The sequence below is a fragment of the Phytobacter massiliensis JC163 genome (genome assembly GCF_000321045.1).
Classification (GTDB): domain Bacteria; phylum Pseudomonadota; class Gammaproteobacteria; order Enterobacterales; family Enterobacteriaceae; genus Phytobacter_A; species Phytobacter_A massiliensis.
Map to the genome: position 1 here is coordinate 1 of NZ_CAEO01000210.1, position 304 is coordinate 304.

The following is a 304-nucleotide window of genomic DNA, read 5'->3' on the forward strand; positions in this document are numbered from 1 at the left end:
GGTGCGCATGGCGGCGCTGATGAAGCAGCGTCAGGTGCTGGTCTACACTCACGACTCCATCGGTCTGGGCGAGGACGGCCCGACCCACCAGCCGGTGGAGCAGGTGGCCAGCCTGCGCGTGACCCCGAACGTCTCCACATGGCGTCCGTGCGACCAGGTGGAATCGGCGGTGGCGTGGAAGTACGGCGTTGAGCGTGCCGACGGCCCGACGGCGCTGATTCTCTCCCGTCAGAACCTGGCGCAGCAGGCACGTACGGAGCAGCAGCTGGCGGACATCGCCCGCGGCGGCTACGTGCTGAAAGAC

Annotated in this window: 1 pseudogene; it reads left to right on the forward strand. The window is 68.4% G+C overall.

Annotated elements, in window-relative coordinates:
• Window positions 1-304, forward strand: a pseudogene (locus ENTHG_RS00255) (transketolase); the annotation flags it as partial.